Below are 25671 nucleotides of genomic sequence, written 5' to 3' on the forward strand. Positions count from 1 at the left end.
TATTATCAAAAATAACATTCTTAATAACTTCGAACACATAATGTTAAAAACATCCTAAATATTTAGGATGTTTTTTTTTGGCGCACTTTTTGTAATTTTTTTTGTATATTTACAATATCCAAATATACGCGATGGCAAAAAACTACTTTTATATTACTTTCTTATTGGCATTTTTCTTTACTGTGAGCGTCTCGGCGCAAGACAGCAAGCAATTACCAAAAACTCAAGAATCGACTTCTATTGAGGGATTAAGCTTGTACCCTAACCCTGTTACTAATGGTAAAGTTTACATATCTTCTAAAAACGATCTAGAGAAAGAAATTATTGTGTTTGATATTTTAGGGAAAAAAGTACTGCAAGCACATTTAACCTCTAGAGAATTAAATGTTGCTGAATTACCTTCAGGGGTTTATATCATTAAGATAAGCGAACAAAACGCATCTGCAACCCGAAAACTAATTATAAGATAAAGCTCCATTGGAGCTTTTTTATTTTTCAGTCGCAGTCACAGTTCTCAGTTTACAAACTGCAACTGAAAACTGTGACTGCGACTAAAAAATAAATATCTTTGCAAAAAAAAGTTTTGATCACAACCAGCGATATATTTACGATTTCGAGTCAGAAACAATTTGAAAAAATAGCTCTAAAAGTGTTTCGTTTTCAGCACGAAAACAATAAGGTTTATCGCGATTTTTGTGATTTCCTAAAAGTTAATCCGCAACAGGTAAAATCATTACAGCAAATTCCATTTTTACCTATTCAATTTTTTAAAAGCCACGAAGTAGTTTCAAACAATGATTTCGCGCAAGTAACTTTTACCAGCAGCGGTACTACTGGAATGATTACAAGCAGGCATTTGGTAACAGATGTTACGCTTTACGAAGAAAGTTATCGCAAAGGATTTTCTCAGTTTTATGGCAATATAGAAGACTATGTCGTTTTAGCCCTTTTGCCGTCTTATTTGGAACGTGAAGGATCTTCATTAATCTATATGGTCGATGACTTAATTAAACTCTCTAATCAGCCAGAAAGTGGGTTTTATTTACACAACTACGGAGAACTTACCCAAAAGCTAATTGAACTGGACAATTCGGGTCAAAATGTTATTTTAATTGGCGTGACTTACGCTTTATTAGATTTGATCGAAAAACATCAATTCAATCTTCAAAATACCATTATAATGGAAACTGGAGGTATGAAAGGAAAACGCAAAGAAATGATCCGAGAAGAATTGCACGAACAGCTTTGCAAAGGTTTCGGCGTTTCTTCTATTCATTCAGAGTACGGAATGACAGAACTTTTAGCGCAGGCCTATTCTTTAGGAGAAGGTGTTTTCGAATGTCCGTCTTGGATGAATATTTTAATTCGCGATCCAGAAGATGCTCTCACTTATGTGAAAGATGGAAAAACGGGCGGCATCAACGTGATTGACTTGGCGAATATTAATTCATGCTCTTTTATCGCTACGCAGGATTTAGGCAAAAAAAATCCCAACAACTCTTTCGAGGTTTTGGGACGTTTTGATAATTCTGATATTCGCGGTTGTAATTTGATGGTTTTATAGTTTAATCGATCATTAATCAAATAAATGATAACAGATTAAACGGCTAAACCTTTAATCAAAAATTAATTTTCATCACTTACACCAATACTCTCTATACCTTCTTTTTTCTGTAGTAGTTTTTCTTTTTGACCTTTATGTTCTAATAATTTATAAACTCCATAACAAGTCAGAACTCCACAAAGTACAAAAAGTATATTCCATCCTGCACTGCTAAAACTACTGTCATCAATACTATCTAAACCTCCAATAAAAACAGATAGAAGCCCTACAACAAATCCAGCAAGAAGAGTTCCTGCATAATAAGATATTATTCCAATAGCGAAATAACCCCATTTGTTCTTATCATATTCTAAGGCCAGATTAGTAAAGCCTTTCCAAATCCAGTAAATAAATAAAATTAGAAGCATATCTTATGTTTGTTTTGAGATGATAAACTTAGTAAAAAAACATATACTTTTTCATAGTAGAAGTTAAAGAGCAAAAGTCCCAAAAAAATAAATTTGGTTCAGTGAATAAATTAACCAATCCAGAAAAAATACAGTCCTAATAATCTTTTTTTTACTTGGTCAGTACATAACAACCATAATTTTAATATTCCGTAGGAATATCTCATCGGTAGAAAAAAGAATATTATTTAGCATTGTGTCCTGTAGGGACACTTGTTATTATACAATACTTCTCTATTAATCAAACGTTCCTACGGAACGTAAAACGAAATCCAAATTTTTATTCTACCGATGAGACATTCCTACGGAACGAATCGTTCGTTAAACGAAAAAATCCGAATATTCTTTTCGAATATTCGGATTTCTGATATTATAAAAATGTCTCTTATTTAATCGCAAATTTCCGATTAAACAATTATACAACTACTCGATTAAAAGATTAAACAACGCGAATCACAAAATAATTTTTCTTTCCGCTTTGTAATAAAACAAATTGATTATTAATCAAATCATTTGATGTTAATACAAAATCTTCTTTTATTTTCTCTCTATTTACAGAAATAGAATTTGCTGTTAAAGCTCTTCTAGCTTCTCCGTTCGATTTAAAAAAACCTGTTTTTTCATTCAAAACAGTAATAATATCCAATCCGTTTTCTAAATCAGCTTTTGCGATTTCAGCTTGCGGAACTCCGTCAAAAACTTCTAAAAAAGTAGCTTCATCCAATTTTTTTAAATCTTCTGCAGTTGACTTTCCAAACAAAATATTCGAAGCCTGAATTGCTTTTTCTAATTCTTCTCTACTGTGAACAAAAACAGTTATTTCTTCTGCCAGCTTCTTTTGCAAGACTCTTAAATCCGGAGCTGTTTTATGCTCTTCGATTAATGCATCAATTGTCTCTTTATCTAAGAAGGTAAAGATTTTGATGTATTTTTCCGCATCAACATCTGTAGTGTTTACCCAAAATTGGTAAAATTTATATACCGAAGTTTTATCAGCATCCAACCAAACATTTCCTCCTTCAGATTTACCGAATTTAGATCCGTCTGCTTTTGTAATCAAAGGCGTTGTCAAAGCGTAAGCTTTTGCGTTTTCGCCTCCCATTCTGCGCACTAATTCTGTACCCGTGGTAATATTACCCCATTGGTCAGAACCTCCCATTTGCAAGATGCAGTTGTTGTTTTTATATAAATGATAAAAATCGTAACCTTGAATTAACTGATATGTAAACTCTGTAAAAGACATTCCCTCACCTTCACCGCTAAATCTCTTTTTTACAGAATCTTTAGCCATCATATAATTTACAGTGATTCTTTTTCCAACTTCACGTGCAAAATCGATAAAAGAGAATTCTTTCATCCAATCATAGTTATTTACCATTACTGGCGCATTTGCTTCGGTTGAACTAAAATCTAAGAAACGAGACAAGACACTTTTAATTCCTGCAACGTTTTTAGCCAAAGCTTCTTCATCAAGCAAATTTCTTTCATCAGATTTACCAGAAGGGTCACCAATCATTCCTGTTGCTCCACCCACTAAAGCGATAGGTCTGTGCCCGAAATTCTTTAGGTGAACCAATAAAATAATCTGAACCATACTTCCGATGTGCAGTGAATCTGCCGTTGGATCAAAACCAATATACGCAGTGGTAGCCTCTTTTAGTAATTGTTCTTCCGTTCCAGGCATACTATCATGATATAACCCGCGCCATTTTAATTCTTCAACTAGATTCTTCATTTTTTAAAATAATTTGCGCAAATATAATCAATGGCAATGGCAATATCAAAAAGCAATTCCAATATCAATCGTAAAACTCAATTTCAACATCAATTTCAATCGCAAAAGTCAATTACAAAATCTATTTCGACACCAAAACCTTTGCAACTTTGAACCTTTGTCTCTTTGCACCTTAAACCAAAAAACTTATCTTTACAAAATGGTATTAGTAACTGGAGGAACTGGTTTAGTTGGCGCACATTTATTACTTCATTTAATTGAAAATGGAGAAAATGTTCGGGCTGTATATAGATCAAAAAGTAAAATCGAAAAAACAAAATCGATTTTTGAGTTCTATAAAAAACCAGATTTATTTGAAAAAATAAATTGGATTGAGGCTGATATTTTAGATGTTCCTTCCTTAGAAAATGCTTTTATCGACATAAGTCAGGTTTATCACTGCGCCGCCTTGATCTCGTTTGATCCAAAAGACGAGGAAAAACTCAGAAAAACAAATATCGAAGGAACGGCAAACATGGTTAATTTTTCTATTGCCAAAAACATAGAAAAATTTTGTTTTATAAGTTCAATCGCTGCCTTGGGCGATATTGCAGCACACGAAACGCATATTACCGAAGAAACAGATTGGAATCCCGAAAAACCACACAGCGATTACGCCATTTCTAAATATGGTGCAGAAATGGAAGTTTGGCGCGGACAGCAAGAAGGCTTAAAGGTGATTATTGTAAATCCTGGAGTAATTTTAGGTCCGCCCAAAATGACGATTTTTGAAGAAGGAAGCAGTAAAATCTACCAAAAAGTTTCTAACGGCCTTCCGTTTTACACACTCGGAAGTACTGGATTTATTTCTGTGGATGATGTAATAAAAACTACTATTGAATTAATGAAAAGCGACATTAAAAATGAACGTTTTACATTAATTGCAGATAACATTGTTTTTAGAGATCTTTTAAATACCGTTGCAGATGCATTAAATGCAAAAAGACCATATATCCATGCTAAACCATTTTTTATGAATTTCTTATGGATTGCTGATGGAATATTTTCGACCTTATTTTTTAGAGAAAGAAGTATTACCAAAGCAACTGCAAAAGCCTCTTACTCTAAGAATTTATATAGTAATGAAAAAATAAAAACCGCTCTAGGAACGGTTTTTACAGATATTCACCAGTACATTAAAGACAGTTCAAAATTATAATTGTCTTCTATTTTTTCTTTGCGCCATTTTTATAGAATCAATATTGATTTTTGGAATGCTTTTTTTGACAGAATCTTTCGAAACTTCCTTCAATTCCTTTGGCTTATTTTTATTCTCTTTTGCTGCTTTTTTCTCATCGATTTTTGCAAGAGAATCTGCTGCTCTTTGATTTTTAGCCAATCTCTTGTTTACCTCATCGAACATATCTTTATAACTTTCATAATCAGAAGCATAATACATATTATTCTGAACAAATTGCAGACTGTCTACTTTATATTTTTGTAAAATAAACTTTGTTGGATCACTGTTTATCGAATCTAAAGACAATGGCTTTTGATACCTCATTGCTTCAAGAAGCGACAAATCGTACATGATATCAACCATTTTTTCTCTTTCAATAAGCTTCGCAGGCTGTTTTACCAGCTCTTTTTTGCAGCTTATAGAAAGAAACAAAACCAATACTATTACTATAAAATTCTTCATAGTCGTTTTTTATCTGTCAAATAATAATCGTTTTCCGGCTCTCGTATCTTTTACTTTGAAATTATTATAAACCAATTCTCCGTTTACAAAAGTATGTGTAATTCTTGATTTGAAAGTAAAATTCTCAAAAGGCGACCATCCGCATTTGTATAAAATATTCTCTGGTTTTACACTCCAAGGCAGGCTCGGATTTACAATAACTAAATCGGCGTGATAACCTTCTCTTATAAAACCTCTTTTTTCGATTTTGAAAATTTTAGCTGGATTGTGGCACATTTTCTCTACTATTTTCTCCACGCTAATTTTACCTTGATGATGTGCTTCAAACATAGCTACAACAGCATGCTGTACGAGCGGACCACCAGAAGGTGCTTTTAAATACGACTGCATTTTTTCCTCTTTTGTATGAGGTGCGTGGTCTGTAGCAATTACATCAATTCGCCCGTCGTTCAAAGCTTTCCAAAGTTCAGCACGATCTTCGGCAGTTTTTACGGCTGGATTCCATTTAATGAAATTTCCTTTTGTTTTGTAATCTTCGTCAGTAAACCAAAGATGATGTACACAAACCTCAGCAGTAATCTTTTTATCTTCTAACGGAATTTTATTCGTAAACAATTCCATTTCTTTCGCAGTTGAAAGATGGAAAATATGAAGTCTTGCTCCTGTGCGTTTTGCCAAAGCAACTGCTTTTGAAGAAGAAATATAACAAGCCTCTGCACTTCTAATTAAATTATGCGCAGTTACGGGAACATCTTCTCCATACTGCTCTTTAAAAGCCGCAAGATTATTTTGAATTGTAGTTTCATCTTCGCAGTGAACCGCAATTAGCATTGGTGTGCTAGAAAAAATCTTTTCTAAAACTGCTTCGTTATCAACCAGCATATTTCCTGTTGATGAACCTAAGAAAATTTTAATTCCGGCAACGTTTTTTGGATTTGTTTTTAAAACCTCTTCCAAATTATCATTTGTTGCACCCATCATAAACGAATAATTCGCAAATGATTTTTGAGATGCAATTTGATATTTATCTTCTAAAATTTCTTGTGTTACTGAATTAGGAACCGTATTTGGTTGCTCGATAAAAGAAGTAATCCCTCCAGCAACAGCAGCTCGAGATTCAGATTCGATATCTCCTTTATGCGTTAAACCCGGTTCTCTAAAATGTACTTGATCGTCAATTGCTCCCGGCATTAAATAACTTCCTTCGGCATCGATTACTATACAATTTGATGTTTTTAACGAAATGCTGTCGGCAATTTCAACAATCAAATCATTTTCTATTAAAACATCTCCTTCAAAAATTGTCCCTTCGTTTACAATTTTGGCATTTTTTATTAAAATCCTATTCATGATGTTGGTTTATAATGAATTGACTAATTTTCTTAATCTAAGTGAAATTACGCCTAGTATAGCTTCTTTAATAATGGCATTACTCATTTTAGAAACTCCTTTTGTTCTATCTGTAAAGATAATAGGAACTTCTGTAATTTGAAATTTTGCACAGTATGTTCTGTATTTCATTTCGATTTGAAACGCATACCCAACAAATTTTATTTTATTCAAATTGATTTTTTCTAGAACTTCTCGTTTGTAACATACAAAACCTGCAGTGGCATCATGAATTTTCATTCCTGTGATAAATTTCACGTAAACCGATGCAAAATAAGACATCAAAACTCGGCTTAGAGGCCAGTTTACAACGTTTACACCCGTTACATAACGAGAACCAATTGCAAGGTCTGCGCCACCAAAATGGCAGGCATCGTACAGCTTTTCTAAATCATTTGGGTTATGGGAAAAATCGGCATCCATTTCAAAAATAAATTGATAATTGCGTTCTAAAGCCCACTTGAAGCCATGAACATAAGCTGTTCCTAAACCTGATTTTTTGGTTCTTTGTTCTAAAAAAAGCTTATCTGGAAATTCTTCCTGTAATGCAATCACTTTTTTTGCAGTATGATCAGGAGAATTGTCATCAATAATCAGCAGATGAAAAGATTTATGCTGCGAAAGTACTGCTCTTACTATACTTTCTATATTCTCAATTTCGTTATATGTGGGAATTATGACAATACTATCATTCATTTTTTCTCGGTAATTTCACCGCAAAAGTAAACTTTTTATAGCATTTGATTCATAATAAATATATAATAAAAGTATTGCATCAAAAAATTACTAATTTTGTAACGCTATGATTGAACAACTTCATCCTCGAATTCTGGAAAACAAAGACTGGGCAACACTTTTGTTTGTGCTGACCTTTGCTGTTGTTGCCATGACAAAATCTGCTTATGAAACTAGATTTAGTGAATTTAGTAAACTTATTTTTTCTGATAAATATGCTAAAATTTATCGCGACAACAACCATTTAAAAAGCAGTTTTACAGTTGGTTTATTTTTTGTACAAATTGTTTCGTACGCATTTTTCATTTTGCTTACGATGAACATTTTTGGACAGGCCTCTAAAACTGATTGGGTTTTGTTTATTCAGATCGCAACTTTCCTTCTTTATTTCATTTTAGGAAAGTATTTAATCGAGAAAATCGTAGCAACTTCATTCAACATTGATGAATTTGTAGAACTTTTTAACTTACAAAAAGTAACTTACAGAACATATATTGGCGTTTTAATCCTTCCAATCAATGCTATTTTGTTCTATTACAATAATATTCCACAAATCATACCGATAATAATCATAGGTATTTCCCTGTGTATTAGTGTATACTCTTACTTTATTTCAATTAAAACATATCAAAACGCAATTATCAGCAAGTTATTTTATTTTATTTTATATCTTTGCGCTCTTGAAATAGCCCCTTATTATTTTCTTTATTATTGGATAACAAAAGGGAGTGCTTAGAAAATGTTTATAATATGAAAGTGAAAACAATTTTGGTGTCACAGCCTGAACCTAAAGTGGAGAATTCTCCTTACTTTGAGCTCCAACAAAAACACAAAATAAAAATTGATTTCAGACCATTTATTCATGTGGAAGGGGTTAGCGCAAAAGAGATTCGATTACAAAAAATCGATCTTAATCATTACACTGCGATCATTTTAACAAGTAGAAATGCTGTAGATCATTTTTTTAGAGTTGCTGATGAAATGCGTTATAAAGTTCCTGAAGGATTGAAGTATTTCTGTCAATCTGAGGCTGTTGCGTTTTACCTTCAAAAGTATGTTGTGTACAGAAAACGTAAAATTTACGTTGGAGCAAAAGATTTTGCGGATTTATCTCCGCTGATTAAGAAGTACAAAGACGAAAAGTTTTTACTTCCTGCATCTGATCAATTAAATGCAGATGCTCCTATAACATTAAACAGTCTTAAAGTAGATTGGGCACAAGCTATTTTTTACAGAACTGTAATGAGTGATTTGTCTGACTTAGCTGATGTTTATTATGACGTTTTAGCTTTTTTCAGCCCAACTGGAATTAAATCTCTGTTTAAGAATTTCCCAGATTTCAAACAAAACGACACCAGAATCGCAGTATTTGGAAGCACAACTCAAAAAGAGGCTCTAGATCATGGTTTAAGAATTGATATTCTTGCTCCAACTCCTGAAACGCCTTCTATGACAATGGCTCTAGAAAAATACGTTGCCGAAGCAAACAAAGGAAAATAACCTTAAGAAATATATAATTTTAAAAATCCAAATTCCAACTAATCACTGGGATTTGGATTTTTTGTTTTAACGACTTCATAAATCAAACACAACAAGTGGTTTCAACCACTGGAACGCATTTGGATTTTCTTAAATTGGAATTTGGATTTTTTACATTGGAATTTCTATTTACAAGCCATTTTAATTACATTTGATTCCTATTCTAAACCCAAATCACAAAAAATAGTTTCAAATTGTAAGTTATGAAAATCAACTCCCTCTTAATTGAAATTGACGGTATCGACAAAGAAATCCTTCGGTATTTAATGGACGATGCCCGAAAACCAATTTTGCAAATCGCCAATAAAATCGGAATTTCTGGTGCGGCAATTCATCAGAGATTAAAAAAACTAGAACAATCCGGCGTAATCTCTGGCTCTAAGTTTACTGTAAACCCAAAGGTTTTAGGTTACAACACAATGGCGTTTATTGGAGTTTATTTGGACAAAGCTTCCCGAAATTCGGAAGCTGTAAAAGAACTTAGAAAAATTCCTGAAGTTTTAGAATGTCATTATACTACTGGAAACTGGTCTGTTTTAATTAAAATAATCTGTCGTGATAACGAACATTTAATGCAGCTTTTAAATACAAAAATTCAAGCGATTGAAGGTGTTTCTAGAACTGAAACTTTTATTTCTTTAGATCAGCAGATTGATAGACAGATTCAGCTTTAGCAATCTAAAATTCCAATTTTCAAAATCCAAATTCCAAATTCGAAAAGTATTACTGATTCATTCGTTATCGGAAAGAATAAAAAAATTCCAAACCTAACAGATTTGGAATTTGGAATTTTAAAATATTGAAAATTTAAATTAATTAATTTCTCCTGCTTCCCGAATAAATCGAGATATAGTACAACAACGTGGCGATAGAACCAATTGCAGCTACTACATACGTTCTTGCAGCCCATTTTAAAGCATCTTTTGCTCCTGCCTGCTCTTCTTGTGTCAGCATGTGTTTATTTTCTAACCAAGCCAGCGCACGGTTACTCGCATCGTATTCTACAGGAAGTGTAATAATCGAAAACAAAGTTGTTGCCGCGAAAACTATAATCCCAATTAATAATAATTGTGGAAAAACCTTAATCATTAAGATTCCCGCAATTAAAATCCATTGCACGTAGTTTGAAGCAACGCTTACGATTGGCACTAATTTCGAACGCATTGTCAGCCATTCGTAACCAATTGCATGCTGTACGGCGTGACCGCATTCGTGTGCTGCAACTGCTGCAGCTGCGGCGTTTCTGTGATTATAAACGGCTTCACTTAAATTTACTGTTTTATCTGAAGGATTATAATGATCTGTTAACTGACCTGGTGTCGAAATAACACGAACATCTGTAATTCCGTTATCGGCAAGCATTTTTTCGGCAATTTCAGCACCGCTCATTCCGTTTCTTAGTTGTAATTTTGAATATAATTCAAATTTACTCTTTAGCTGAGAACTTACCAGCCAGCTGAACAACATTATAGCTCCAGCAATAATTAGATATCCAGATCCCATATTTTCTAGTGTTTTTAGATTGATTTTTAAATTTACAAAACAAACTGCAAATTATGAACCATTTTAACAAAATGCCATTTTGACATTTATTTACTAGTTTTGTCTCAGTTTAACATATTGTTTTTAAGCAGAAAAGCAATCAATTCTGCTACGTTTTTCATTTTATATTTTTGAAGAATATTTCGACGATGCGTTTGAACCGTCAAAAAACTCAAAAACAAATCATCTGCAATTTCCTGAGTCGATTTTCCCTGCGAAAGCAATAATGCAATATCACGTTCTCTTCTGCTTAAACCTGGAATGCGTTCTAAGTCTTCAGATAAAGGCTGGCTGATTATGGTTTTTACTTCTTCACTAAAAACAATTTCACCTTCAATAGCTTTATAAATACAATTTTTAAATTCATCAAAAGAGGCATTTTTCAAGATATAGCCATTCCCTCCATTTTGAATAAACTGCATTACCAAGCTTCTTTCAGATTGACTGCTCATGCCGATAATTACAATTTTAGGATGTTTTTGTTTAATGGTTTTACACAAGTCAACGCCATTTATAACTGGCAGAAAAATATCCATTAAGATGAGATCAACTTTATTGTCTTCGATATATTCTAAAAGCGATACTCCCGACTCAAATTTTTCTACGATCTTAATAGCATCCAAATCCGACAACAAACCTGCTATTCCCGAAATCACAATCGGATGATCGTCTACAATTACTGTTTTATGTATCATTTATATAGTCTGGATTTAAATTTTTAATTCAATATATACTGAAGTCCCTTTATTGACAACCGAATCAATTTCTAGTTTCCCATTCAAAAATGCGACGCGGTTTTTAATATTTCGCAGTCCCATACCTTCTCTTTTTTCGGCGTGTTTTACATTAAATCCTACTCCATTGTCTTCTACAGTAATAAAGAACACATCTTTATTCTGCGAACAGGAAACTAAAATTTGTGAAGCTTTAGCATATTTTAAAGCATTATTTAGAAGTTCCTGTATTATGCGATAAATCATAATTTCAAAATGCTGTGGAAATTTTGATTTTTTAATTAAATACTGAAACTCAACTGCAGTTTCTAAAGTAGAATGAGAAACACACAAATCTTTCAACGCATGTTCAAGCCCCAATTTCATTAAACTTTCGGGCATTAAATTTTGAGAAATATTACGAAGCTCTTTAATGGAGTCGTTTAGCATTTCATTAATGTTCGGACTGTTTTCGTTATTTTCTCGGTTGACAAGACTCAAATGCATTTTCAAGCCAGAAAGCATACTTCCTAATCCATCATGTAAATCTCTTGCAATTCTCTTTCGTTCGATTTCTTCTCCTTGAATCAATGCATTTGAAATCGATAATTTCTGTTGATTTTCCAGCGCTGATAATTCTTGCTGTAAATTGACTTCTTTCTGAAAGCTCAGCTTTTTTTGATAGTTATTATAAATCCATAAAAACAAAACTGTTAGGAACAATAAAAACGAAAGCGCTGCAAAAAGCATTGTGTTTAATCGATTATTATTGACTTGTAAAACTGCTTTTTCATTTTCTGACTGCAGTAAAGAGATTTTCTTCTCACTTTCTGCTTTTTTATATTTTGCCTCGAATTCAATAATTTCATTTTTCAGATTGGCATCGTTCAAACTATCATTTATAACATTGTATTTATGCGAATACGAATAGGCTTTGGAGTATTCTTTTGTCGCATTATAAACTTTAGATAATTCTTTATAATAATTTTTTTTGTCAACAATAAATGGTGTGTTTTGCACCAAATATTCTAGATTACTTTTGGCTTTATCGTAGTTTTTGAGTTTAAAAAGCACTTCATACTCCGCAAATTTTAATCTGTTTAATGCGATAGAGTTACCATGTTTTACAGAAGAATTTATGCCTTTCTCAAAACTTATTAATGCTTCATTGTGTTTATTTTGTTTAGCATAATAAATTCCTTCTGCATAAAAATAAGAATCATTCAAATTCGATTCTGGATATTTTTTTAAAGTCAAAAAAGCTTTATCGAGTATACTTTTAGCATCATAAAAATGTTTAAGTTCTACCAAATTCTCTGCATTTATGATATAAGTTTCCATTTTAGACTCTGCCAGCGTCGGAGACTTTTTAGTAGTATTTTCGATATATTTTTGGGCTTGATCGAGATATTCTGCAGCTTTTTCCCTTTCGCCATTATTCATGAAAATAATGGCAACGGCTTTATTTAAACCGCTGATTAACTCATAATCACCGCTTTTTTTGGCAATAGGAATTGCTTCATTCACCAACAGACGCATATAAGCATTTTCATTATTCTTGCGTTGCTGCATAATGCCATAATTCTGAAGTATAATTGCCCGAATTCTATATGCTTCCTTATAGCGGTATTTTTTAAGTTTTTCATTAGCTTCTAATAAGGCTTTTTCGAAACCATCTATATCGCCTTTTTCAATAAAACTGTAAGCATTATAATAAAGCGAAATATCCCGTAAGAAAGGAAATTTTGTTTTTAATCGATTTCCTTGTTCGAGATATTCTTTGGATTTTTTGGCATCCTGAACCATTAAAAATAATTTGGACAGTCTAAAACTGTTCAAACTTTTAATGCTGTCGGACTTTACATTTTTTGTAGACTTAACAATACTGTCAATATAAACCGTATCGTCATCTAATGAAAGGATTACTTGTGAATTGGAAATAGTAGAAAAAAACAAAAAAAAGATAAAGGCGTAGATTTTCTTCATAAATGGGTATTTACTCAAAGTTATTAAAGCTTAGCGACTTTCAAAAAAAAATTAGCTCTTTTACCTGATATCAGGTAATAAAAAATACATTTTATCAGGTATTGATATCTCTTTAGTAAGGGTCTAATTTTGTTTGACTATGAATATTAATTTAAGAATTTTATTATGAAATCGATTTTAAAAACTTTAGCAATTGTATTGACTCTTGCTTTTACAGCAGTTTCTTGCAGCAGCGACAATGACGATAATAACACTGGAACAGCTTCAAGAGATGTAAAATATGAAATAACTGGAAACTACACAGGAACATTATCTACTGTTTATTTTGAAAAAGGCGGGAACGCATTAAATGAAGACATTACTAAGCTTCCTTGGACTAAAGAATTTACAGCTGAAGCAAAATCTATGGGAGCATCATTAAGCGCAAGTGGATATGGCGGAGTTGCTGGACAAACTTTAACTGGTAAAATTTATGTTGGCGGAAAATTGCAAAACGAACTAACTGCAACAGCAACTAGCGACGGAATAATTGTTTTATCTCTTACTCCTTACGTTTTTCCTCTATAAATCTTACTTTAAAATTTAGATTTTAGTTTTTTGGTAAAAAGTAAAGCTTCGTAATATTACGAAGCTTCTTTTTTTATAACTCTAATTGATTGTTTACTTCTTCAAACTTCTCAATTAGACTATTTATTTTCTCCTGCTGTTTTTTGACTTGTTTCGGGCGAAGATAAAACCAATTGAAAAACATCCATGATAAAGTAATGCCATACGTTAAACCAGCTCCTAAAAGCGTCATTCTACTGGCGTATTCATACATATATAAACAAATACCAACTGTAAGCGCCAAAAAATAAAAAGTCATCATTTTGGTCTGCAGAAATTGTTGTTTCTTTTTAATTATAATTAAATTTTGAAGATACTCTTGATTGTTTTGTGTGGCTTCAATATTTTTATACTTGCTCAGTAATTTATTATAGGTAAATAAATAAATCACCATGGCCAGAATCGTTATAATAATTCCGATTTTAGTCGAAATAAATTGCGGCTGATAGTATATCCAAATACAAACAATAAAGATACAGGTAGCCAAAAGCAATATATTAATAATCCATAAACTTCTTAATCCTGCCTTTTTGAACTTGGTTACTCTTGCCAGCAAATCCTTCATATCTGGCTGACTTACAGATTGTTTTTTCCATAAATCTTTAAAATCTATATTGTTATCGTTGTCCATTTTCTTTAAATTTTTCGGTCAGTTTTTCTTTTATCCTGTGAATTTTTACTCGCACATTTGCATCAGAAAGTCCAACAATTTTGGCAATTTCTGTCTGCTTTACATCTTCCAGTTCCAGCGAAATAATAATACGTTCTGTTTCGGGTAATTCAGCAATACACTTGTATAAAAACTGAATTTGAGGTTCTAATGAGGTTTGTTTTTCTTCTGAAAGATGAACAGGCAGCTCTGATTTTGGGAAACGCTTCTGTTTTTCGATCTGCCTCAGGCAATTGTTAGAAGCAATCCTAAAAATCCAGGTTCCAATAGAAGATTCATTTCTAAAGGTTTCCAGTTTCTGCCAGACAATTATAAACGTTTCCTGAGTCAAATCCTGCGCGGCGTCATAATCGTTTACAAAACCCATGCAAAGCCTAAAAATTCTATCCCAATATGTTTTGTAGATATCTTCGAATTCCATTTTAAGATTTTATAAAAGAGTTTAATTGTGCCAAATACCAATCTTTGTCATCGTACATTATAAAATGTAAACCTTTATCCGCATATTGAAAATTAGCTGTTTTCAAGTTTTTATACTGCCCTTCGATTGCCGGTTTTAAATTTATAAAATAAGATTCTAATAAAATTAATGACGGACATTTTATCGTTGCAATTCTTTCTCTCAAATCGATATTAAAGAAATCACAATACACTTCCGAAAAAGTTTTTCGGTCCGATTTTACGCTCCAGTCTACAACCATTTCTAATTTTGATGAATCTTGCAAAAGTCTCGGCATCGTTTGTTTCTGCATATCATAAAACTGCGTTTCATTCATTGCTGCCATTTGAGTAACCATTGGCGAACAATCATTATTTTCTTTTGATTTAAAAGAAGGATCGCTCAAAGCTGCCAAACACGGAAGCGCGTCGACAACCACAATTTTACCAATTAAATCTGGATAATCAGAAGCGATTGCCAGCGCAAGCCCGCCTCCCATACTGTGGCCAACTAAAATTGGCTTTTCGATTTTATTGTCTTTGATATAATTGGCAATTCCTGCTTTCCAGTTTTCGAATGAAGGATTGGGCTGTGGTTTTACTCCAGCAAATCCAGCCATTGTAAGAGTGTAACAAGTAAAATCTTTTTCGAAAGCTGCTTTGGTTTCGTTCCAAACTTCCCCCGAAGAAGCAAATCCAGGAATGAATATTATAGATTGTTTTCCCTTTCCTGTTTTGATAACTTCAAAAGGATATGATTTTGTTTGTGCAAAAACATTGATACATAATGCAGAGAATAAGAATGCGATAATTAAGATGATATACTTTTTCATTTTTAATAGTTTTAAGTTGTTAATTAAATCGGATCCATGCTTTTGATACGACGACTATTAAAATGTTACAAAAGTTTTTAAATTTTTAATGAAAAAATTTAAAACGCCAATGTTTGCGCGGGTTTTTAACCGCAAAGTTTTTCCTCAATCTTGTCATTTCGACGAAGGAGAAATCTTCGCGAGTAGCTCCGCAATCAAAATCGCCAATCTTTGTAGAGTTACTTGTGAAGATTTCTCCTTCGTCGAAATGACAAACTATATGTTTTTAAAAAATAAAATTCGTGAATTCGTGGCGAAAAAAACAAGCATAAAAAAAATCCCAAACCCCAATCGTAAAATTGGAATTTGGAATTTTTATATTGGAATTTTAAAATAATTAACCGACTAGGTTAATTATTTTCCCAGGAACAATAATCACTTTATTCGGAGTTTTTCCGTCTAATTGTTTTTGAGTTCTTTCGTCTTTCATTACGATTTCTTCGATTTGTTCTTTGGTTAAATCCAAAGGCAATTCGATTGTGAAACGCATTTTTCCGTTGAAAGAAACTGGGTATTCTTTATTGGTTTCGATTAAATGTTTCTCATCAAAAATTGGGAAAGCAACTTCAGAAATAGAAGTTGTATGTCCTAACTGTGACCATAATTCTTCTGCGATATGCGGTGCGTATGGCGAAACTAAAATTGCTAACGGCTCTAAAATTGCTCTTGAATGACAATTTTGAGAAGACAATTCGTTTACACAAATCATAAATTGAGAAACCGAAGTATTGAAAGAGAAATTCTCAATATCATCAGCCACTTTTTTGATTGTTTTATGCAACGATTTCAAATTGTCTTTTGTTGGTTCGTCGTTGTTTACGATTAAACCATTATCATCAAAATACAATCTCCATAATTTTTTTAAGAAACCAAATACACCAGAAATTCCAGCAGTATTCCAAGGTTTTGCCTGCTCTAACGGACCTAAAAACATTTCGTATAAACGTAATGTATCAGCACCATATTCTGCACAAATATCATCTGGAGTTACCACATTGTATTTCGATTTCGACATTTTCTCGACTTCGCGGCCAACTATGTACTTTTCGTTATCATCTAAAATAAATTTAGCATCAGCATAATCTTCTCTCCAAGCCTTGAATTTTTGAATATCTAATTCATCAGAAGAATTTACCATTGAAACATCAGCGTGAATAGGTTGAAAATTATAATCAATATTTACATCAATATATTCATCCGCACCAATAATCTCTCTAATTCTATTCCTAAAATCGTTTTTAAGTTTTTCAATAGTTAAATTAAGAGATTCTGATGCCGTTCCATTATTTAATGAATTCAAAGAATTTTTTGAAATAAATATCGGCGACTTTGTAACTTCGTTCTTTAAAATGTCGTCAAAACCTGTAGCATTGAAATTTACTTGATAATAATTTCTATAAACAAAAGCACTAGTCCCCAAAATCATTCCCTGATTGATCAGTTTTTTGAATGGCTCTTCAGTTGGAGCAAAACCTTTGTCTTTTAAGAATTTGTTCCAGAAACGAGAATACAATAAGTGACCTGTTGCGTGCTCGCTTCCTCCGATATATAAATCTACATTTTCCCAATAAGCCAAAGCTTCTTTGCTTGCAAATTCATTTTCGTTGTGTGCATCCATGTAACGCATCCAATACCATGAACTTCCTGCCCAACCTGGCATAGTGTTCAATTCTAAAGGAAAAATCGAAACATTGTCAACTAAATCAGTATTAACAACTTTGTTTTGTTTTGTATCCCAAGCCCAAACTGCTGCGTTTCCTAATGGAGGCAGACCATCTTCTGTTGGTAAATATTTTTCTACTTCTGGCAAAATAATTGGCAAATGTTGTGCATCAATCATTTTTGGCAATCCGTTTACATAATAAACTGGGAATGGTTCGCCCCAATAACGCTGACGAGAGAAAACGGCATCACGCAAACGGTAATTTGTTTTACCTTTTCCTTGTCCGATCTCTTCTAATTTATAAATCGCTTTTGCTGTTGCCTCTTTGTAGTTTAACCCGTTTAAGAAATCAGAACCAGCGATTTCAACATTATCTTTTGATCCATAAGCAGCTTCAGAAATATCAACATTAGCGAAGATATTTTTGATTTCCTGCATTCCGTTTTGACCTTTAAAGAAATTAGCAAAAGCGTAATCTCTTTCGTCTCCGCAAGGAACCGCCATTACAGCACCTGTTCCGTAACCTGCCAAAACATAATCCCCAATCCAAACTGGAATTGCTTCTTTTGTAAATGGATGTTCAGCATAAGCACCTGTAAATACTCCCGAAATAGTTTTTACATCCGCCATACGCTCACGCTCTGATCGTTTTGCTGTTTTTTCGATATAGGCTTCAACAGCAGCTTTTTGTTCTGGAGTTGTAATTTTAGCCACCAAATCGTGTTCTGGAGCCAAAGTCATAAACGTTACTCCAAAAATAGTATCAGGTCTTGTCGTAAACACTTCGATAACTTCGTTATGATTTTTCACATTAAAAGTCACCAACGCACCAACTGATTTTCCAATCCAGTTTCTTTGTGATTCTTTTATAGACTCACTCCAATCAATATCATTCAAACCTTGAAGCAAGCGTTCGGCATAAGCAGAAATTCGCATACTCCATTGTGTCATTTTTTTTCTTATAACAGGAAAGCCTCCACGTTCTGAAACTCCGTTTACAATTTCGTCATTTGCCAAAACAGTTCCTAAGCCTGGACACCAGTTTACTTCGGTTTCTGCCAAATACGTCATTCTGTATTGCAACAAGATTTTTTCTTTTTGATCATCAGAATAAGAATTCCATTCATCAGCAGTAAAAATTACTACGTTATCATCGCAAACTGCCTCAACTAATGCGTTTCCACTTTCTTCAAAAACAGTTATTAATTCTGAAATATCAAATGCTTTTCCTTGTTTTTTGCAATACCAAGAATTGAACAATTGGATAAAAATCCATTGCGTATGTTTGTAATAATCAGGATTTGAAGTTCGCACTTCACGACTCCAGTCAAACGAAAACCCGATTTTATCTAATTGTTTTCTATATCCTGCGATTTGTTTTCCTTCTTTGTCTACACCACCGTCAATATTTACGCGCGTTGTATCTTCTGGACGCTGTCCTGTCTGGATTGCATATTGTTCTGCAGGTAATCCAAAACTATCGTAACCCATCGGGTGCAAAACATTGAAACCTTGATGTCTTTTGAAACGAGAATAAACGTCTGAAGCTATATAACCCAGCGGATGCCCAACGTGTAATCCCGCTCCAGATGGATAAGGAAACATATCGAGAACATAATGTTTAGGTTTTTCAGAGTTGTTTTTTGCTGCAAAAGTTTGATTTTCTGCCCAATATTTTTGCCATTTGGCGTCAATTTCGTTTGGATTGTATTTCATTTCTAAGTGACTAAGATTCTAAGTGACTAAGGTTCTAAGGCTTTTCACTAGTTAATTAGCCGCAAATTTACATTTATTGTGGTTTGTACCAAAGCATTTCATAGACAAACAAATAAAATATCAAAATACTTATTCAAATTATTAAAAATACTTAATATTGAGTCGCATTTCATGTAGTTTTTGAAAGTAAATTTTAAGGTTCACCGTTTTTTTCAACCGCAAAGTTCGCTAAGGTTTTTATTTAGCGGTAGATTCAAAACATATAAGTTCACAAAGCTTTATGCCGCTAGAACTTTGCGCAGCTTTGTGTTTTATACAATTTAAATTACTTTGCGCACTTTGCGGTAAAATCTGCTTTATGCCCTCAGATAAGTAATCTTAAAAAAACTTATTCTTGTTTGCAGTTAAATAAACTTTTATTCAATATCAAATTGTACATTTATAGTATAAAAGTTCGTTATTAACTTTAAATAAAGAAATTCTTTATTATTTTTACCACATAATTTAAGCAAACTATGAGTTCTAACTTTGATAAATTTCAAAAGCGCAGGTTAATTTCCTCTTATTTTTCGGTTGTATTAAGTGTATTCTTGGTTTTATTCCTTTTGGGAGTACTGGGATTATTCATTATTAATTCTAAAAAACTGGCCAACGATTTTAAAGAAAAAATCGCCATGACCGTTTTCTTTAAAAATGAAGCTAATGACAGCGTCATCAAAGCTTTTAATACCGAATTGAAAAGAGCACCATTCGCTAGATCTTTTGCTTATGTTTCTAAAGAAAAAGCAGCTAAAGAACACACTGACATTATTGGTGAAGACTTTCTAACTTTTTTAGGAGAAAATCCATTATTGAATTCATACGACATTCACTTAAAAGCTGATTATGTTGAAAGAGACAGCATTTTAGAGATTGAAAGTAATTTGAAAAAAAATACGATGATTGAAGATATTGTTTATGACAAACAATTGGTAAATCTGGTAAATGACAACATCAAAAAAGTTAGTATGTGGATTTTAATAATCAGTGGTTTCCTTACTATAATTGCTGTTTTATTAATCAATAGTTCACTGCGTTTATCAATTCACTCTAATCGTTTTATCATCAAAACTATGCAGATGGTTGGAGCAACCAAAGCATTTATTCGTAAACCATTTGTAATGCGAAGTGTAAAATTAGGTATGCTGGGCGCTGGTTTGGCAATTATCGCCTTGATTGCACTTTTAATTTATGTAGAAACTAATTTCCCTGGTTTAGGAATTTTAGAAGACAAAGTTTTAATCGCTTTGGTTTTAGTTGCTGTTTTCGGATTAGGTGTTTTGATTACTTGGATCAGCACACATTTTGCAACACAACGTTTCTTGAATTTAAGAACTGACGATCTTTATTAATTTTAGATTGCTTTAGAAAAAAATAAACTCAAAAGAGGGTGAGACTGCTTCGTACCTCGCAATGACAAAATGAAAAACAACAACAATAACAAAGAACAAGCTCAGGAACAGCCAAAACAGGAATTCCTTTTTGACAGCATCAATTATAAAATCTTATTAATTGGTATTGCTGTTATTGCATTAGGATTTATTCTAATGTCTGGCGGAGGAAGTAAAGATCCGAATGTTTTTAACGAAGATATTTTTAGTTTTAGACGTATCCGTTTAGCACCGACAACTGTTTTAATCGGTTTTGGAATTACGATTTATTCTATTTTCAAAAAAACAAAATAGACTCCTTAGACAACTTAGATCTTTAGATTATTAGATTAATATCTTTAAAAAGTCTGATATCTAAGAAGTCTAATAATCTAACAATCTAAATAAATGAATACATTACAAGCTATCGTTCTTGCCATTATTGAAGGAATTACAGAATTTTTACCTGTTTCTTCAACTGGACACATGATTATTGCCTCTTCATTTTTTGGAATCGCTCATGACGATTTCACTAAACTTTTTACCATTGTAATTCAACTTGGTGCTATACTTTCGGTTGTAATTTTATATTTCAAACGTTTCTTTCAAACTTTTGATTTCTATTTTAAACTTCTAGTTGCTTTTATTCCTGCAGTGGTTTTAGGATTACTATTAAGTGATTTTATTGACGGCTTATTAGAAAATCCCGTTACGGTTGCTATTTCACTTCTAATTGGAGGAATTATTTTATTGAAAGTAGACGAATGGTTCAACAAACCAAACGATCCTGAAGTTTCAACTGAGATTACTTACGCAAAAGCTTTTAAAATTGGACTATTTCAATGTCTGGCAATGATTCCTGGAGTTTCACGAAGCGGTGCTAGTATTGTAGGTGGTATGTCACAAAAACTAACAAGAACTTCTGCTGCTGAATTTTCATTTTTCTTAGCAGTTCCTACTATGTTAGGGGCAACAGCAAAAAAATGTTACGATTATTACAAAGCAGGATTTGAATTGTCTCACGATCAAATTAACATGCTTGTTATCGGGAATATTGTTGCTTTTATTGTAGCACTTTTGGCCATTAAAACTTTCATCGGATTCTTAACTAAAAATGGCTTTAAAGTTTTTGGTTATTACCGAATCTTAGCTGGAATCATTTTATTATTGATTCACTTTTTCATTCACCCGCTTACCATCATATAATGACACCTGAAGAATATTTAGACGGACAAGTTTTATTGATTGACAAACCATTAAAATGGAGTTCGTTTCAAGCTGTCAATAAATTAAAATACCTTTTAATTAATAAAGTTGGACTTCCTAAAAAGTTCAAAATTGGCCATGCAGGAACTTTAGATCCGCTGGCGACTGGACTTTTATTGATTTGTACTGGAAAATTCACCAAAAGAATTTCGGAGCTTCAAGGTCAGGCAAAAGAATATACTGGAACTTTTTACATCGGAGCCACTACTCCATCTTACGATTTAGAAACAGAAATCGACCAGACTTTTCCAACAGATCATATCGATGAAGCTTTGATTCACGAAACGGTAAAGCAGTTTTTAGGAGAAATAGATCAAAAACCGCCTATTTTTTCGGCTATTAAAAAAGATGGTGTTCGTTTATATGAACATGCACGCGCTGGCGAATCTATAGAAATTGAAAGCAGAAAAACCACTATTCACGAATTTGAAATTACAAGAATTGCACTGCCAGAAATAGACTTTAGAGTAGTTTGCAGTAAAGGAACTTACATTCGTTCTCTAGCTTACGATTTCGGGAAAGCGATGAATTCAGGTTCACATTTAACTGTATTACGCCGCACCAAAATTGGCAATTACGATGTAAAAAATGCGATTGATATTACTCTTTTCGAGGAAAGCCTGCAGTAAAAAATAAAAATAGCACATTACAATTTGAAAATAGTAATGTGCCAACTCTTTAAACAAATAGTACAATTATCTCATACTGATTCATTGAGTTAATAGTGAGGCACATTTTTCCCTCCAAATAAAAATTGAGAAAAGAAATCATAAAATCTTTCAAATAACTTTTTCATAATAGTGTATTTTAATGTTAGACAATAAATAAACACCAATAAAAAGAGTAAATCAGAAAGTTATAATAGAAGTGGGATTATATTTACTAAGTTACAAAATAAGAAGTAAAATAAAAACACTTTAAGATAATTTTATCAACCAAATTATTTGTTATCAACACATTACCAAAATCAAAGTCGATTATATTTAATATTCTCCATAATTTCCAGCAATTCTTCTTGAACCGAGATTCCTTTGTCTGCCAAATACCACAATTGTAAATCTGTTTTTATCTTTTCATCAATTGGGCCAACCTCTCTTTTGTGATTTGCCATTAATTCAGCGGCACCTTTTGGTCTTGGTCCCCAATCGGCACGAACAATTCCGGCTTCTTTACAAATAACAATTACTTTAGGAATTGCTCTTCCGCCATTTGTGAGATATTGATTCATTAAATCATCATTTTCATCACGCAGTGCTATTCTTAGATCCACTTTTTTGTTTGAAGCCAAAGCCATTTTATTTAAAATTGGAAGAATCTGTGCCGCATCACCGCACCAGCCTTCAGAAAGTACCAGCCAAATGTAATGATTGCCTAAATGTTGTAGTTTATCAATAATAGGTTCTGCAATTTGTATGGTTTTCTCCAGTCTGTTCATTCTCGCTTCGTTTAATTTGGAATAATTAGTCAAACTTTCCGATTGTTCGTTTCCTGTCGACTTTCCTTCAGACAATAAATCGGTTACTAATTTTCTGTATTCAGCATAGGAATGACTGTTGAATAATGCTTTGGCTACGATGCTTTTCATATTGGTTTGATTTTTAGGATAGAATAAAAATACAAAATTTAGAAAGACGAGGATAATGACAATTGTCAGATTTCAAACAATTTACCAAGACGTTGACTTTTCTAAATATTTTTTGGCTTCTTGTTTTATCCAACCTTTTTCTGAATTCATAATCTCCTTAATTTTTTCGTCAAAACCTTTCATTTTTAATTTTCTTAGAGATATTATTATATGACCATAAACATCATTATCATCTAACAAAATTGCAAACTGTTTTTCTGATAAGTAAAATTTAAATTCCCCAACTAATAGTGCAAAAGTTTCCCTGCCTTTGCCATATGTATTATTCATGAGAACATCAATAATTGCTTTCTCAACTCGTGCAGATTTTTTGAAATTCTTTTTCTTGATAATATTTCTTAGATTTTCTCCTAATCGCCAAATATGAAATTCAAAAGAATACCATATTCTAAATGAAAATTTTGAATCTCCTTTTTCTTTATTATTTACAAACCAATACTTACACAAATCATCAATTAAATTTGATAAGCTTTCTTCGGTAAGACTATTAATAAATTCGTCTTCTTCGATTTTACTGTATTCATTCAAAAATTTCATCTACCAATCAATTAAATATTTAAAACTTATTTTTAAAAAAAGTTTTTTCTTACAAAAATAAAAAATCTGAATAATAAAGTGAACCCAAAATTATTTTACAAACATTATTTCTAAAAATCAGAATATGTCTATATTTGCACAAATTAACGCGACACACACATGAAATATAAAAGAATTCTTCTAAAACTTAGCGGTGAAGCGCTAATGGGTGATTTACAATACGGTATAGACCCAAAAAGATTAGCCGAATATGCAGATGAAATTAAGCAGATTCACAGTAAAGGAGTAGAGATTGCAATTGTTATTGGAGGAGGAAATATATTTAGAGGAGTTGCTGGAGCAAGTTCTGGAATGGATAGAGTTCAAGGTGATTACATGGGGATGCTTGCAACTGTAATTAACGGAATGGCTTTACAAGGTGCTCTTGAAGATAAAGGAATGAAAACGCGTTTGCAGACTGCTTTAAAAATGGAATCTATTGCAGAACCATACATTAAAAGAAGAGCAGACCGCCACTTAGAAAAAGGCAGAATCGTAATTTTTGGTGCCGGAACCGGAAATCCATATTTTACAACAGATACTGCAGCAGTTTTAAGAGGAATCGAAATTAATGCTGATGTTATCTTAAAAGGAACTCGTGTTGATGGTGTTTATGATTCTGACCCTGAGAAAAATGCTTCTGCAGTAAAATTTGACTTTATTTCGTTTGACGACGTAATTAAAAAAGGTTTAAATGTAATGGACACTACTGCATTTACACTTAGTCAAGAAAACAAATTACCAATCGTAGTTTTTGATATGAATAAAATTGGAAACTTGTTGAAAATCTGCGAAGGCGAAAACATAGGAACTGTAGTTAATATATAGTCATCAGTAACAGTTTACAGTCGCATAAATAAGACTTTAACTGAAAACTGAGAATGAAAACTGAAAACTAAAAAAAAATGACTGAAGAAATAGACTTTATTTTAGAAAGTACTGAAGAATCGATGAATGGTACTATTGCACACTTAGAGAAAGAATTTCTTAATATTCGTGCAGGAAAAGCTTCTCCAGCAATGCTTGGAGGTGTTTTTGTAGATTATTATGGATCTGCAACACCGCTTTCTCAGGTATCTAAAATCAGCGTTCCAGATGCTAGAACAATTACATTACAGCCATTTGAAAAAAATATGCTGCAAGCAATTGAAAAGGCTATCTTAATTGCAAACATCGGATTTAACCCGATGAACAATGGTGATATGGTAATCATCAGCGTACCGCCATTGACAGAAGAGCGTCGTCGTGATTTGGCTAAACAAGCAAAATCTGAGGCTGAAGATGCTAAAATTGGTATTCGTAACTCTCGTAAAGATGCAAATACCGAAATCAAAAAATTAGAAAAAGAAGGAACTTCTGAAGACATTTGCAAATCTGCTGAAGAAGAAGTTCAAAACTTGACAAACGCTTTTATTAAAAAAATTGATGAATTATTGGTTTTAAAAGAAGCCGAAATCATGAAAGTGTAATCAAAGATCTG

Annotated in this window: 27 protein-coding genes; 13 read left to right on the forward strand and 14 right to left on the reverse strand. The window is 32.7% G+C overall.

Going from position 1 to position 25671, the window contains the following annotated elements:
• Nucleotides 1-131: 131 nt before the first annotated feature.
• Nucleotides 132-470, forward strand: a complete 339-nt coding sequence (locus ASE40_RS01845; RefSeq protein WP_057115107.1) for a T9SS type A sorting domain-containing protein — start codon at nt 132-134, stop codon at nt 468-470.
• 113 nt (nt 471-583) lie between these two features.
• Nucleotides 584-1564 carry an acyltransferase gene (locus ASE40_RS01850; protein WP_057115108.1) on the forward strand — a complete coding sequence of 327 codons (981 nt, stop codon included), beginning with the start codon at nt 584-586 and terminating at the stop codon, nt 1562-1564.
• Between the two features lie 62 nt (nt 1565-1626).
• On the opposite strand, the gene ASE40_RS01855 is transcribed toward ASE40_RS01850, so the two are convergent.
• Nucleotides 1627-1971 (reverse strand): hypothetical protein, encoded by a 345-nt coding sequence (locus tag ASE40_RS01855; protein WP_057115109.1) that lies wholly within the window; start codon nt 1969-1971, stop codon nt 1627-1629.
• 478 nt (nt 1972-2449) lie between these two features.
• Complete coding sequence (gene tyrS, locus ASE40_RS01860) at nt 2450-3745, reverse strand: tyrosine--tRNA ligase (protein ID WP_057115110.1); 1296 nt, start codon at nt 3743-3745, stop codon at nt 2450-2452.
• A 199-nt stretch (nt 3746-3944) separates the two neighbouring features.
• Between tyrS and ASE40_RS01865 the strand changes: the two genes are divergently transcribed.
• Nucleotides 3945-4943, forward strand: coding sequence for an NAD-dependent epimerase/dehydratase family protein (locus tag ASE40_RS01865; protein ID WP_057115111.1), 999 nt, complete (start codon nt 3945-3947; stop codon nt 4941-4943).
• On the opposite strand, the gene ASE40_RS01870 is transcribed toward ASE40_RS01865, so the two are convergent.
• From ASE40_RS01870 to ASE40_RS01880, 3 genes are read right to left on the reverse strand one after another with little or no spacing between them, the layout of a single operon-like run.
• Nucleotides 4938-5426 (reverse strand): DUF4296 domain-containing protein, encoded by a 489-nt coding sequence (locus ASE40_RS01870; RefSeq protein ID WP_057115112.1) that lies wholly within the window; start codon nt 5424-5426, stop codon nt 4938-4940. The two genes, ASE40_RS01865 and ASE40_RS01870, sit on opposite strands and share 6 nt — an antisense overlap.
• 9 nt (nt 5427-5435) lie before the next feature.
• Nucleotides 5436-6776 (reverse strand): dihydroorotase, encoded by a 1341-nt coding sequence (locus ASE40_RS01875; RefSeq protein WP_057115113.1) that lies wholly within the window; start codon nt 6774-6776, stop codon nt 5436-5438.
• A gap of 9 nt (nt 6777-6785) precedes the next feature.
• Nucleotides 6786-7511 carry a polyprenol monophosphomannose synthase gene (locus ASE40_RS01880; RefSeq protein ID WP_057115114.1) on the reverse strand — a complete coding sequence of 242 codons (726 nt, stop codon included), beginning with the start codon at nt 7509-7511 and terminating at the stop codon, nt 6786-6788.
• Between the two features lie 106 nt (nt 7512-7617).
• Between ASE40_RS01880 and ASE40_RS01885 the strand changes: the two genes are divergently transcribed.
• The 3 genes from ASE40_RS01885 to ASE40_RS01895 all read left to right on the forward strand — a co-directional run bounded on the left by ASE40_RS01885 (nt 7618) and on the right by ASE40_RS01895 (nt 9763).
• Nucleotides 7618-8286, forward strand: a complete 669-nt coding sequence (locus tag ASE40_RS01885; RefSeq protein ID WP_057115115.1) for a DUF4271 domain-containing protein — start codon at nt 7618-7620, stop codon at nt 8284-8286.
• A gap of 14 nt (nt 8287-8300) precedes the next feature.
• Nucleotides 8301-9050: a uroporphyrinogen-III synthase gene (locus ASE40_RS01890; RefSeq protein ID WP_012022647.1), complete on the forward strand. Its 750-nt coding sequence runs from the start codon at nt 8301-8303 to the stop codon at nt 9048-9050.
• A gap of 242 nt (nt 9051-9292) precedes the next feature.
• On the forward strand, nt 9293-9763 hold the full coding sequence (locus tag ASE40_RS01895) for an Lrp/AsnC family transcriptional regulator (protein WP_012022648.1): 471 nt from the start codon (nt 9293-9295) through the stop codon (nt 9761-9763).
• A gap of 142 nt (nt 9764-9905) precedes the next feature.
• On the opposite strand, the gene ASE40_RS01900 is transcribed toward ASE40_RS01895, so the two are convergent.
• The 3 genes from ASE40_RS01900 to ASE40_RS01910 form a co-directional block, all read right to left on the reverse strand.
• A complete protein-coding gene (locus ASE40_RS01900; RefSeq protein WP_057115116.1) occupies nt 9906-10592 on the reverse strand; it encodes a zinc metallopeptidase in 687 nt (228 codons plus the stop codon).
• 104 nt (nt 10593-10696) lie between these two features.
• Complete coding sequence (locus ASE40_RS01905; RefSeq protein ID WP_057115117.1) at nt 10697-11326, reverse strand: response regulator; 630 nt, start codon at nt 11324-11326, stop codon at nt 10697-10699.
• Nucleotides 11327-11341: 15 nt separating this feature from the next.
• Nucleotides 11342-13330: a sensor histidine kinase gene (locus ASE40_RS01910; protein WP_057115118.1), complete on the reverse strand. Its 1989-nt coding sequence runs from the start codon at nt 13328-13330 to the stop codon at nt 11342-11344.
• Between the two features lie 165 nt (nt 13331-13495).
• Between ASE40_RS01910 and ASE40_RS01915 the strand changes: the two genes are divergently transcribed.
• Nucleotides 13496-13897: an MmpS family transport accessory protein gene (locus ASE40_RS01915; RefSeq protein WP_057115119.1), complete on the forward strand. Its 402-nt coding sequence runs from the start codon at nt 13496-13498 to the stop codon at nt 13895-13897.
• Nucleotides 13898-13970: 73 nt separating this feature from the next.
• On the opposite strand, the gene ASE40_RS01920 is transcribed toward ASE40_RS01915, so the two are convergent.
• The 4 genes from ASE40_RS01920 to ASE40_RS01940 all read right to left on the reverse strand — a co-directional run bounded on the left by ASE40_RS01920 (nt 13971) and on the right by ASE40_RS01940 (nt 19295).
• A complete protein-coding gene (locus tag ASE40_RS01920) occupies nt 13971-14567 on the reverse strand; it encodes a hypothetical protein (protein WP_057115120.1) in 597 nt (198 codons plus the stop codon).
• Nucleotides 14554-15027, reverse strand: a complete 474-nt coding sequence (locus ASE40_RS01925) for an RNA polymerase sigma factor (protein ID WP_057115121.1) — start codon at nt 15025-15027, stop codon at nt 14554-14556. The genes ASE40_RS01920 and ASE40_RS01925 overlap by 14 nt, the downstream gene beginning before the upstream one ends.
• Before the next feature lies 1 nt (nt 15028).
• Entirely contained in the window at nt 15029-15877 is an 849-nt protein-coding gene (locus tag ASE40_RS01930) for an alpha/beta fold hydrolase (protein WP_057115122.1), read from the reverse strand.
• A 376-nt stretch (nt 15878-16253) separates the two neighbouring features.
• The gene (locus ASE40_RS01940; RefSeq protein ID WP_057115124.1) at nt 16254-19295 is read right to left on the reverse strand and encodes a leucine--tRNA ligase; all 3042 of its coding nucleotides are present in this window, start codon (nt 19293-19295) and stop codon (nt 16254-16256) included.
• 515 nt (nt 19296-19810) lie between these two features.
• Between ASE40_RS01940 and ASE40_RS01945 the strand changes: the two genes are divergently transcribed.
• From ASE40_RS01945 to truB, 4 genes are all read left to right on the forward strand, one after another.
• Entirely contained in the window at nt 19811-20686 is an 876-nt protein-coding gene (locus ASE40_RS01945; RefSeq protein WP_057115125.1) for a cell division protein FtsX, read from the forward strand.
• Nucleotides 20687-20755: 69 nt separating this feature from the next.
• Entirely contained in the window at nt 20756-21019 is a 264-nt protein-coding gene (locus ASE40_RS01950; protein WP_057115126.1) for a DUF3098 domain-containing protein, read from the forward strand.
• Between the two features lie 93 nt (nt 21020-21112).
• Entirely contained in the window at nt 21113-21910 is a 798-nt protein-coding gene (locus tag ASE40_RS01955; protein ID WP_057115127.1) for an undecaprenyl-diphosphate phosphatase, read from the forward strand.
• The gene (truB, locus tag ASE40_RS01960) at nt 21910-22599 is read left to right on the forward strand and encodes a tRNA pseudouridine(55) synthase TruB (protein WP_057115128.1); all 690 of its coding nucleotides are present in this window, start codon (nt 21910-21912) and stop codon (nt 22597-22599) included. Before ASE40_RS01955 ends, truB begins: the two co-directional genes overlap by 1 nt.
• Before the next feature lie 338 nt (nt 22600-22937).
• On the opposite strand, the gene ASE40_RS01965 is transcribed toward truB, so the two are convergent.
• Together ASE40_RS01965 and ASE40_RS01970 are read right to left on the reverse strand one after the other, a co-directional pair.
• Complete coding sequence (locus tag ASE40_RS01965; protein WP_057115129.1) at nt 22938-23555, reverse strand: thioredoxin family protein; 618 nt, start codon at nt 23553-23555, stop codon at nt 22938-22940.
• 81 nt (nt 23556-23636) lie between these two features.
• Nucleotides 23637-24152 carry a hypothetical protein gene (locus tag ASE40_RS01970; protein ID WP_057115130.1) on the reverse strand — a complete coding sequence of 172 codons (516 nt, stop codon included), beginning with the start codon at nt 24150-24152 and terminating at the stop codon, nt 23637-23639.
• Nucleotides 24153-24311: 159 nt separating this feature from the next.
• Between ASE40_RS01970 and pyrH the strand changes: the two genes are divergently transcribed.
• Nucleotides 24312-25019 carry a UMP kinase gene (pyrH, locus tag ASE40_RS01975; protein ID WP_057115131.1) on the forward strand — a complete coding sequence of 236 codons (708 nt, stop codon included), beginning with the start codon at nt 24312-24314 and terminating at the stop codon, nt 25017-25019.
• Between the two features lie 77 nt (nt 25020-25096).
• Nucleotides 25097-25660: a ribosome recycling factor gene (gene frr, locus ASE40_RS01980; RefSeq protein ID WP_057115132.1), complete on the forward strand. Its 564-nt coding sequence runs from the start codon at nt 25097-25099 to the stop codon at nt 25658-25660.
• Nucleotides 25661-25671 lie beyond the last annotated feature (11 nt).

Source organism: Flavobacterium sp. Root935 (assembly GCF_001429295.1).
Classification (GTDB): Bacteria; Bacteroidota; Bacteroidia; order Flavobacteriales; family Flavobacteriaceae; genus Flavobacterium.

Bases quoted from the DNA above. Each gene is read 5' to 3' on its own strand.
- ASE40_RS01900 (WP_057115116.1), bottom strand. From the start codon at position 10,592: ATGGGATCTGGATATCTAATTATTGCTGGAGCTATAATGTTGTTCAGC.
- ASE40_RS01940 (WP_057115124.1), bottom strand. From the start codon at position 19,295: ATGAAATACAATCCAAACGAAATTGACGCCAAATGGCAAAAATATTGG.
- ASE40_RS01905 (WP_057115117.1), bottom strand. From the start codon at position 11,326: ATGATACATAAAACAGTAATTGTAGACGATCATCCGATTGTGATTTCG.
- ASE40_RS01855 (WP_057115109.1), bottom strand. From the start codon at position 1,971: ATGCTTCTAATTTTATTTATTTACTGGATTTGGAAAGGCTTTACTAAT.
- frr (WP_057115132.1), top strand. From the start codon at position 25,097: ATGACTGAAGAAATAGACTTTATTTTAGAAAGTACTGAAGAATCGATG.
- ASE40_RS01925 (WP_057115121.1), bottom strand. From the start codon at position 15,027: ATGGAATTCGAAGATATCTACAAAACATATTGGGATAGAATTTTTAGG.
- ASE40_RS01915 (WP_057115119.1), top strand. From the start codon at position 13,496: ATGAAATCGATTTTAAAAACTTTAGCAATTGTATTGACTCTTGCTTTT.
- ASE40_RS01895 (WP_012022648.1), top strand. From the start codon at position 9,293: ATGAAAATCAACTCCCTCTTAATTGAAATTGACGGTATCGACAAAGAA.
- ASE40_RS01870 (WP_057115112.1), bottom strand. From the start codon at position 5,426: ATGAAGAATTTTATAGTAATAGTATTGGTTTTGTTTCTTTCTATAAGC.
- tyrS (WP_057115110.1), bottom strand. From the start codon at position 3,745: ATGAAGAATCTAGTTGAAGAATTAAAATGGCGCGGGTTATATCATGAT.
- ASE40_RS01885 (WP_057115115.1), top strand. From the start codon at position 7,618: ATGATTGAACAACTTCATCCTCGAATTCTGGAAAACAAAGACTGGGCA.
- ASE40_RS01880 (WP_057115114.1), bottom strand. From the start codon at position 7,511: ATGAATGATAGTATTGTCATAATTCCCACATATAACGAAATTGAGAAT.
- ASE40_RS01965 (WP_057115129.1), bottom strand. From the start codon at position 23,555: ATGAAAAGCATCGTAGCCAAAGCATTATTCAACAGTCATTCCTATGCT.
- ASE40_RS01910 (WP_057115118.1), bottom strand. From the start codon at position 13,330: ATGAAGAAAATCTACGCCTTTATCTTTTTTTTGTTTTTTTCTACTATT.
- ASE40_RS01945 (WP_057115125.1), top strand. From the start codon at position 19,811: ATGAGTTCTAACTTTGATAAATTTCAAAAGCGCAGGTTAATTTCCTCT.
- ASE40_RS01845 (WP_057115107.1), top strand. From the start codon at position 132: ATGGCAAAAAACTACTTTTATATTACTTTCTTATTGGCATTTTTCTTT.
- ASE40_RS01865 (WP_057115111.1), top strand. From the start codon at position 3,945: ATGGTATTAGTAACTGGAGGAACTGGTTTAGTTGGCGCACATTTATTA.
- ASE40_RS01970 (WP_057115130.1), bottom strand. From the start codon at position 24,152: ATGAAATTTTTGAATGAATACAGTAAAATCGAAGAAGACGAATTTATT.
- pyrH (WP_057115131.1), top strand. From the start codon at position 24,312: ATGAAATATAAAAGAATTCTTCTAAAACTTAGCGGTGAAGCGCTAATG.
- ASE40_RS01930 (WP_057115122.1), bottom strand. From the start codon at position 15,877: ATGAAAAAGTATATCATCTTAATTATCGCATTCTTATTCTCTGCATTA.
- ASE40_RS01890 (WP_012022647.1), top strand. From the start codon at position 8,301: ATGAAAGTGAAAACAATTTTGGTGTCACAGCCTGAACCTAAAGTGGAG.
- ASE40_RS01950 (WP_057115126.1), top strand. From the start codon at position 20,756: ATGAAAAACAACAACAATAACAAAGAACAAGCTCAGGAACAGCCAAAA.
- ASE40_RS01875 (WP_057115113.1), bottom strand. From the start codon at position 6,776: ATGAATAGGATTTTAATAAAAAATGCCAAAATTGTAAACGAAGGGACA.
- truB (WP_057115128.1), top strand. From the start codon at position 21,910: ATGACACCTGAAGAATATTTAGACGGACAAGTTTTATTGATTGACAAA.
- ASE40_RS01955 (WP_057115127.1), top strand. From the start codon at position 21,113: ATGAATACATTACAAGCTATCGTTCTTGCCATTATTGAAGGAATTACA.
- ASE40_RS01920 (WP_057115120.1), bottom strand. From the start codon at position 14,567: ATGGACAACGATAACAATATAGATTTTAAAGATTTATGGAAAAAACAA.